This is a genomic window from Butyrivibrio sp. NC2002, from assembly GCF_000702265.1.
Classification (GTDB): Bacteria; Bacillota; Clostridia; order Lachnospirales; family Lachnospiraceae; genus Butyrivibrio.
In genome coordinates this window covers 558,596-567,328 of sequence record NZ_JNKZ01000007.1, presented here as the reverse complement: position 1 = coordinate 567,328, position 8,733 = coordinate 558,596, and the positions used below count along the sequence as shown (strand labels likewise).

Below are 8,733 nucleotides of genomic sequence, written 5' to 3'. Positions count from 1 at the left end.
AATGTTACTGCCGAAAAAGTAGATAATGCCAAAAGAGAACGTAATGAGTGCTATAAAAGTAAAAAAAGAGAAAAAAAGAGAAAAAATAGGAAAAATATAATAGGAAATAATAGAAAAGGAAATAATTAGTAGATGAATGGATTAAAAGAATTATTAGAAATAGAGAAGAACCGCTTGATAAGGATTAAATCTGTCGTAGATAACAGACTTATTGAAGTGCCTGAAGGGGCGCTAAGGATATCAACATCCAATAACTGTACACAATTCAAACAAAGCATAGAAGCGAAGAAGAAACTGATTTACATAAAGAAAGATGATAAGCAACTTGCCTATCGCCTCGCTCAAAAATCTTACGACCAGAAAGTTCAAAAGCTTGTAGACAGGCGCTTAAAGCAGTTGGACAAGCTTACTGAAGAATATGAAGACACCGAGATAGAAGAAATCTATGACAAACTTCATCCCATAAGGAAAGCATTGATACAGCCAGTAGAAATCCCATGGGAGCAAAGACTTGCTGCATGGAAGAATACTCCGTATGTAGGAAAAGATTTTGCACCGGGTATGCCTGAAATCTACAGCAAGAAAGGGGAAAGAGTCCGCTCTAAATCTGAAAAGATAATAGCTGACATATTCTGTGATCTGGGTCTCGAGTACAAATACGAATGTCCATTGAATCTTAAGGGAGTAGGAATTGTATATCCCGATTTCACAATTCTTAGGAAAAGAGATGGAAAAGAAATATACTGGGAGCATGATGGCAGAATGGATGATCCCAAATATGCAGAAAAAGCTGTAAGAAAGATCAACTCATATATTGCAAATGGCTATTTTCCAGGGGATAATCTTATAGTATCTTTTGAATCCTCCGGAATGGTTCTAAATGATAGGATTGTTGTAAAGATGATAGATAAATATCTTCGATAGTATTCTTCAGCGGGGATGCACGATTTAATATAAATAGGTCCAGAAATAAGTTTTGAATAATTGGGGATAAAGGGGAAAAAATGGCATCAAGTATTATACATCTTGCAGTTACTAACGAGCTTATAAAGCACTATGCCTTTAAGGATGAAAACAGACTAAAGTTTGGAGCTATTCTTCCTGATGCAGGCAAAGGTAAAGCAGGTCATTTAAACAAGTATATTTGGGGACGCAATAAAAAGTCTTATGATTTCGAATTATTCAGAGATAAGTTCGGAGAGCTGATGAGGCAGGACGACTTATATCTTGGTTATTATCTTCACCTTGTTCAGGACATATGCTACAGGCACTTTGTATATGACAAGTATCACTGGAATCCCATGATTCCGGGCAATGTTGAAAAGCTTCACAAGGATTATTCCATAATAAATTACTATGTTATTGAAAAATATGATTTGAGGAATGACATAGTAGCTCCAAAGGACTTTGAGAGTGAGCCGATAAATGACCTGTGCGTATATGACGTTAACTGGCTTATGGAATCCATGGATGGTTATTTCAAAATAGTGGAGGGTGACATCTTCTTTTTTACCAGAGAAATGGCAGACGAATACATTGCCGAGGCAGCTGAACTATGCTTAAAAGAGCTAAACGCATTTATAAACGGAGGAAAGCTCTTAGATAGCTACGACAATGCTTGGGATAATAGAACCTACTTGGCACTGTAGAGAGCTATTTTAAAGCAATAGGCATTAGTAGTGATGAGCAGGAAAAGATAAAAGCAAAGCTTACATAGCAGAACAACAGCACATCTATGATAATACTTTTTATGATGAGGCCATAAATAAATTTTATGAAAAGCCTGTTGACTCTTCCCTTAGGGAATCCCTTAAGGTGGTTTTATAAACAAATAAGGAGGTTCCAAAAATGGAAAAGAAAATGACATCAGGAGAAATGGCAAAGAAAGCGGGAGTATCACAGAAGGCAATACGTCTTTATGATGAAAAAGGGCTACTTAAACCCACCGAATACTCTGAAGGTAACTATCGTCTTTACGATGACGCAGCACTGCAGATTTTGGAAAAGATTGTGGCACTTAAGCAGATAGGGTTTTCCCTCGAAGAAATCAGAGATAATCTAAAGAGTGGTGAAGCCAGTGACATTAAGGGTGCGCTGGAGATTCAGCTTCAGAAGATGGAGGAAAAGAAATATCAACTGGAGAAAATCACTGACGCAATTAAAAGAACTTTGGCACGAAAGGAAGAACTTGACTGGGATGACGTTGCAGAAATCGTACAGTATGTAAGTGCTGACCAGTCTGCTGATGAGCGCCACTGGGATGCACTGAAGCATACAAGCGGAGAACTTGACTGGTATGTGAGAATCTTCAATTCTCTTGATCTTAAAGACGGAAAAAGAGTTCTTGATCTGGGATGCGGATACGCTAAGCTCTGGAGAAACAATTGGACTGACATTCCCAAGAAAACAAAGATTACAGGGTATGACATTCACGGCAGCTGGGCAGATGATTTTGCAAAGTTCATTCCTGAGAACAAAGATAAACTGCCTGAAGGCGTAGACATTAAGCTTGAATTTGCAGATCTTGAGGATGAGAAGACCTGGGATAAGATTGATGAAAATGGCGAATATGATGTAGTTATAGCTCATTACCTTGATTCTGAGATAAAAGATATCGAAGATATCGTGGCACATGCCAGCAAGGTAGTCGCAGAGGATGGTCTGTTTTCTTTCAACGGTGCTAACGTGGCAAACTGGAACAATCTCTTTAAAGAAGCTATTGAAGCTATAGGAGAAGACTCATCATTCATAGATGAAACAATAGCTGGTCAGACAGAGAAGAGAAATCAGTATATATCCATGATGGAGAAATATTTTGCAAGGGTGGAGTCAGTTCTTTTGCCTAATTTTTGGCATTACACTGAGGCAAAAGAAATCGTGGAGAAGATGAAGGATTACTACAGGGTTCATGAGAAAGCTATTGCCGGATATGAGAACAAGCTCCTTGCTTATTTTGAAGATAAAATTGGAAAAGACGGTGAGTTTGTGCTTGAGGCAAGAAGCCAGTTCTGGCATTGCTACAAAAAGTGACCGGATTCAAGAGTACAATGGCGTCTACTTTTTTCTTATATGACAGTACTTGGGATCAAGGGACATATATCAGTGGATAAATACATTGATAAAAAGTTTTTAAATGCTGATGTAACATTCTTCGGTTATGAAACTGATTTTCAACAAATTAAATATATGCTGAGATTAGTGGTTGTTGCATTTTTTGCGACAACCATTTTGCACATTTGTAAAAATGATATAGTTCCGATGATAGGAGAAATGATGCTATAATATCATAAGATATACAGAAATAATGAGACTTTATTAGGTGAATAAATATGCTAAGAATATTTTTTGGTGAAAAAGAAGATGTAATGCATGGACCATCATGGTTTAGATTTAATTATGATGAAGAATGGCTGGCAGATCCTTTTGTGGAAGAAATGATGACAGATATTGATAAGTCGCATTATAAGGGAGGGCAGCTAATAGAAAGTGATGTTTTAGGACCAATTCCACCAGAGAAACTTTCTGGTGGATTACAGACTCTTATTTGCATTTATAAAAGACCAGATCTAGTTTTCAATGCCACAAGCTGTGGAGAGAACTGCGCAAAATGGCTTATAGAGATTGGAAGAAGAGAGGATATTACCGTAAATCTTAGGTATTACATGCCTTTTGATGATTGCGGTGATTTAGAAATAGAGATTCTTAATGAGAATATCAAAGTTACAAATGCCAAGGATTATATGCATGAAGCATTAAAATATGTTTGATGACTAGGAAATATTATATATATGAAAAATAAACATCATGTAGTTGTTGAATCAAAGCGACTTAAATACGAATTTGATATAAAGAGGAATATCACTGTCATTCAAGGTGATAGCGCATCTGGAAAGACTACACTCTTGGACCTTTTGGGGACTCATTCAAGATTTGGAAAAGAAAGTGGAATCAGTCTACAGTCAGATGTTCCATGTGTGGTATTTGGTGGAGATGCAGGTCTTTGGAAGACGATTTTAGAAGCTTATCAAGATAGTATAGTATTTATCGATGAAGATTATCCATTTATTTATTCCAAAGATTTTGCGGAGTTGGTACAGGCTTCTTCGAATTATTTTGTCTTGATTACAAGACAGCCTCTGTATAATCTGCCATATAGTGTTCAGGAAATCTATGGAATCAGGACTACAGGTAAATATCACTATCCCGAGCAAGTCTACCATGAATTTTACAGAATTTATAATGATTTTTAGCTGAGCCGGAGAAGTATATTGAAAGCAAGGAGTTCTTTAGCTGGGAGAGATATTTTACTGATCTGCTCATGACAGCAACTGCTGATGATATTATTAAGAAATATGATAAGAGCCAGTTGAAGCCCTATTATATTGAAGGTAAAAACAAAGACGCTATCATTGCTGTTTTACCTGAAGAATTAAGAAAAATCATGGGGTAAATGGGATTTATTTGTCCGCTATTTCTTACCCCCCGCGCACCAAACTATGTGAAGTAGTGGTGGGACATGACAACCTCATAACCAAATCGATTTACTTATTTGAGATTATTCTAGTTACCACGGCTGGCCATCCAGCGCCAGCCGCGTTTCTGATTCACGTAGCAAATTAGTTTGCTACGATCGAATATTTTTCAAGGAATATTTTTCGACTTTATCAGAATGAAAAGGCTTAGTTTACTGTCTAAATCTATGTGTTCTAGTTTTCGACAGTAGAATTCTATGGTGTATTACGGTTGATTTTAATAGTCTTTTAAAATTGGATCGTAATGTTTGTGAGACGATTACGGCAGAAAAAGTGATACGTGTGGAAATCGACAGTAGGTAAAGAATGTTTACTACGTGAGATATTTACATTTTGATGATACTGACCGTAATGAGATCCTTGGTACTACTGTCGATAAATACACTTTGGTAAGAGGCGACCGTAATTGGCGTGCGAGCACTACTGGCGGAATTGGATAAATATTTAGAAAGACCGTAACGGCTGGGATAATGTTACTGCCGAGAAAGTAGATAATGCCAAAAGAGAACGTAATGAGTGCTATAAAAGTAAAAAAAGAGAAAAAATAGAAAAGGAAATAATTAGTAGATGAATGGACTAAAAGAATTATTAGAAATAGAGAAGAACCGCTTGATAAGGATTAAAGCTGTCGTAGATAACAGACTTATTGAAGTGCCTGAAGGGGCGCTAAACAATATGTCCGAAAACTCATATAATGAGTGGATTCAGTATTTGAAGGCAACAGCTGAAAGACCTGATCTTATGGGCTATTCAAATCATGTTGTTCAGATATTCATTAAAAATTGATAAAGCTAAAAACGTTTCCTGCTATAATACTTAGAGGAAAATGAAAAACTGTTGACTCTTTCCTTAGGGGAGCCCTTAAGGTGGATTTATATTATCAGGAGGATGAAATGGCTAAACAGAATATATTTGACAACGAAACATTCTTTGAAGGTTACAAAAAGATAAGGGAAAAAGAGTCGAACGCCAACGATCTGTTTGAAATTCCTACATTGTTTTCACTTTTACCTGACTTGGCCGGAAAAAAGGTGTTAGACCTTGGATGCGGATATGGAGAGCACTGCGTTTCTTTCGTAAAAAAAGGAGCAGATAAGGTTGTTGGCATTGATATTTCAGAGAAGATGCTTGAAGTTGCAAAGACCCAAAACAGTGACCCTCGGATAGAGTATATCTTAATGCCAATAGAGGACATTGACCAGATTAAAGAGAAGTTTGACGTAGTTGTAAGTTCACTTGCTCTTCATTATGTTGAGGATTTTGAAGGAGTAGTAAAGAGCGTGAACAACCTTCTTACTTCCGGAGGGAAATTTATTTTTTCACAGGAGCATCCGTTTAACACTTGTCACAGTACAGGCGAGCGCTGGACTAGAGATGAAAACGGCGAAAAGATACATATCAATCTGAAAAATTATGGGATAGAGAAAGAAAACGAAAGTACCTGGTTCATAGACGGCATCAAGAAGTACCACAGAATGTTCTCAACCATAGTAAATACACTGGTAGAAGCAGGCTTTAGTATAGAAAAAATGGTAGAACCGCTCCCTGACGATGAACTGCTAAAGAAATTTCCGGAGCATAAAGATCTTTTCCATAAGCCGGACTTCCTGGTTGTTAAAGCTGGAAAGCGCTAAATGTCAGGTAATTTGAAAGATTCCCAAGCAGGCAAAAGAGTGATAGGAGAGAAAAACAACATGGCAGGACAGATGGCGCATATGGAAATTGCCTACAAACTTATAGACAGGCTGAAAATAACAGAAGGCAAAGCGGAATACATTTTAGGCTCGGTTGCTCCGGATTCGGTACATTTTGACGAGGATTATTTGCCCAAAAAGATACATTCCCATTTATTTGAAAACTGCGGACCCTGGGGAGATACGCAGGATTACGATAACTGGATTGAAAACATTAAGAGCTTTTGGCACAAATACGTAACAGATGAAAAGGATAATATAAAAAAGGCTTTCTATACCGGGATAGTGGTGCATTGCCTCACAGATTACTGGAATGATCTGCTGATTTGGCGCGCTCTGCAAAAAGAAATGATTCCACCTATGACCTACGACGCCTTCAAGGAGGCCTATTATCCCGAATCAAACAGAATAGACAGATGGCTCTACCAGAATATCAATAGTGCAGATGAGATAATGCGCCTTCTTGAAAATTCAAAAGAAGAGGATTTCGAAGATTATGTAAAAGCTTCCTGTATGACGAAGATGAAAAGGCATCTCATAGACGAGCAGTATTATCTTCCGGATCCAATCGATGTTTCAGGGCATAAATATTACAAAGCCGATATGATGCGCAGGTTTGTAAGAGAAGTCCCTGATAGGATATGTGAGCAGATAACGCATATAGATCAGCCAGAGATGAATCACTAAGAAAGCTTCTGCCGGTATTGCCGGTAGGAGCTTTCTGAACTTCAGGAAGAAATGATGGAAGCGGTGAAATTAAATGGCAGAAGGCTCAAGGATTTCCGGGGGAAAATTTTAAGGCTCGTTTAGCAGGAATTCCAAACTTCAGAGTATATTGGCGCTACGGACATGACCCAATTAGAATACTTTGCAAAACTTGTTGTGCGTGTTGAATTAATTGGCAAGATGTCTTCTTTTTATATGAAAAAGGTCAGCCGGGAATTAAAATTATCATGGAAAAAGTCCACGAGGGAGGAACCATCATGACGAAGTCATGATTTGGAATGGTTCCGACCGATAGGGCAGGATTGCGGAGCAATCGTGCCAATACATAATATACGAGGAGATAAACATGAAGAGATTTTTGGATGATGATTTTATTTTGCAGACAGAAACTGCTAAGCATCTTTTTCACGATTATTCGGAAAAGCTTCCGATCATAGATTACCACTGCCACATATCACCCAGGGAAATATACGAGGATAAGAGATTTGAGAGTCTTGGTGATGTATGGTTTGGTGGGAAACAGGATGATGGAACCATATTCGGAGATCACTACAAATGGAGACTTATGCGCTCAAACGGTATTCCGGAAGAACTTGTCACAGGAAGAAAGGACGAGCTTTTAAGGTTCAAAAAATTTGCGGATACACACTCTCTTTCTATAGGCAATCCAATGTACCATTGGTGCAGTCTGGAGCTTAAGAAATATTTTGGAATTGATGAACCATTGACTGCTTCAAATGCTGAAAAAATCTGGGATAAGTGTAATGATATGCTCAAAAACTCAGAAGATATGACAGTCAGAGGGCTTATCAGACAGAGCAATGTTTCTTACGTTGGAACAACGGATGATCCTATAGATGATCTTAAATGGCATGAAAAGATTGCTGCAGATAAGAGCATAGATTTTATGGTCCGCCCATCCTTTAGACCGGACAAAGCAGTAAATATCCATAAGGATGGATTTAGGGAATATATTGCAGAACTTGCTAAGGCTGTAGGGAAAGAAACGCTTACAGGTACTCAGGATGTAATTGATGCTTTGATCAAAAGAGTATCCTATTTCGCAGAACATGGCTGCGTTGCATCAGATCATGGACTTGATTATGTCCCGTTTAGGATCACATCTTATGATGAATGCGACAAGGTATTTAAGAGGGCAATGAATGGAGAAAAGATATCCGCAAAAGAGGCAGAAGGATATCAGACAGCAGTCCTTTTGGCACTTGGAAGAGAGTACCACAGGCAGGGCATAGCCATGGAAATACATTACTCATGTATGAGAAACAAAAATGAGAGGATGTTTGGACTTATAGGACCTGATACAGGCTACGACATGATAGGAAATAATTCATGCGGAGAAAATCTTGCAGACTTTTTATCAGAACTTGATAAGACTGATGAACTTCCAAAGACAATCATCTTTTCCTTGAATCCGTATGATAATCAGCAGATAGGAACGATAATCGGCGGATTCCAGTCACCGGAAGTAGCGGGCAAGATCCAACACGGACCGGCATGGTGGTTTAATGATTCAAAGCAAGGCATGGAGGAGCAGATGAAGTCGCTTGCAAGCCTTGGAATACTGGGTAACTTTATAGGAATGCTCACCGATTCCAGATCATTTCTTTCATATACAAGACACGATTATTTCAGAAGGATCATGTGCAACCTCATAGGAGGCTGGGTCGAAAACGGTGAGTATCCAAACGACGAAGAAGCTCTTAAGAGAATAGTAAGTGGCATATCCTACTACAACGCAAAGAGATATTTTGGCATCTAAA

General features: G+C 38.2%; 9 protein-coding genes. All 9 read left to right on the top strand.

What is annotated here, in order from left to right; genetic code table 11:
- Window positions 1–132 precede the first annotated feature (132 nt).
- The 9 genes from T543_RS05740 to uxaC all read left to right on the top strand — a co-directional run bounded on the left by T543_RS05740 (window position 133) and on the right by uxaC (window position 8,732).
- Window positions 133–924, top strand: a complete 792-nt coding sequence (locus T543_RS05740) for a hypothetical protein (RefSeq protein WP_035766459.1) — start codon at window positions 133–135, stop codon at window positions 922–924.
- 80 nt (window positions 925–1,004) lie between these two features.
- Window positions 1,005–1,649, top strand: a complete 645-nt coding sequence (locus T543_RS05735) for a hypothetical protein (protein WP_035766457.1) — start codon at window positions 1,005–1,007, stop codon at window positions 1,647–1,649.
- A gap of 199 nt (window positions 1,650–1,848) precedes the next feature.
- The gene (locus T543_RS05730; RefSeq protein WP_035766456.1) at window positions 1,849–3,030 is read left to right on the top strand and encodes a MerR family transcriptional regulator; all 1,182 of its coding nucleotides are present in this window, start codon (window positions 1,849–1,851) and stop codon (window positions 3,028–3,030) included.
- Between the two features lie 299 nt (window positions 3,031–3,329).
- Entirely contained in the window at window positions 3,330–3,767 is a 438-nt protein-coding gene (locus tag T543_RS05720; protein WP_035766454.1) for a DUF4869 domain-containing protein, read from the top strand.
- A gap of 21 nt (window positions 3,768–3,788) precedes the next feature.
- On the top strand, window positions 3,789–4,250 hold the full coding sequence (locus T543_RS05715) for a P-loop NTPase family protein (protein ID WP_035766453.1): 462 nt from the start codon (window positions 3,789–3,791) through the stop codon (window positions 4,248–4,250).
- Between the two features lie 849 nt (window positions 4,251–5,099).
- A complete protein-coding gene (locus tag T543_RS05710; RefSeq protein WP_035766451.1) occupies window positions 5,100–5,318 on the top strand; it encodes a hypothetical protein in 219 nt (72 codons plus the stop codon).
- 107 nt (window positions 5,319–5,425) lie between these two features.
- Window positions 5,426–6,166 (top strand): class I SAM-dependent methyltransferase, encoded by a 741-nt coding sequence (locus tag T543_RS05705; RefSeq protein WP_035766450.1) that lies wholly within the window; start codon window positions 5,426–5,428, stop codon window positions 6,164–6,166.
- 60 nt (window positions 6,167–6,226) lie between these two features.
- On the top strand, window positions 6,227–6,913 hold the full coding sequence (locus tag T543_RS05700; protein WP_197023934.1) for a zinc dependent phospholipase C family protein: 687 nt from the start codon (window positions 6,227–6,229) through the stop codon (window positions 6,911–6,913).
- 385 nt (window positions 6,914–7,298) lie between these two features.
- Window positions 7,299–8,732 carry a glucuronate isomerase gene (gene uxaC / locus T543_RS05695; protein WP_035766448.1) on the top strand — a complete coding sequence of 478 codons (1,434 nt, stop codon included), beginning with the start codon at window positions 7,299–7,301 and terminating at the stop codon, window positions 8,730–8,732.
- The last annotated feature ends 1 nt before the right edge of the window (window position 8,733 follow it).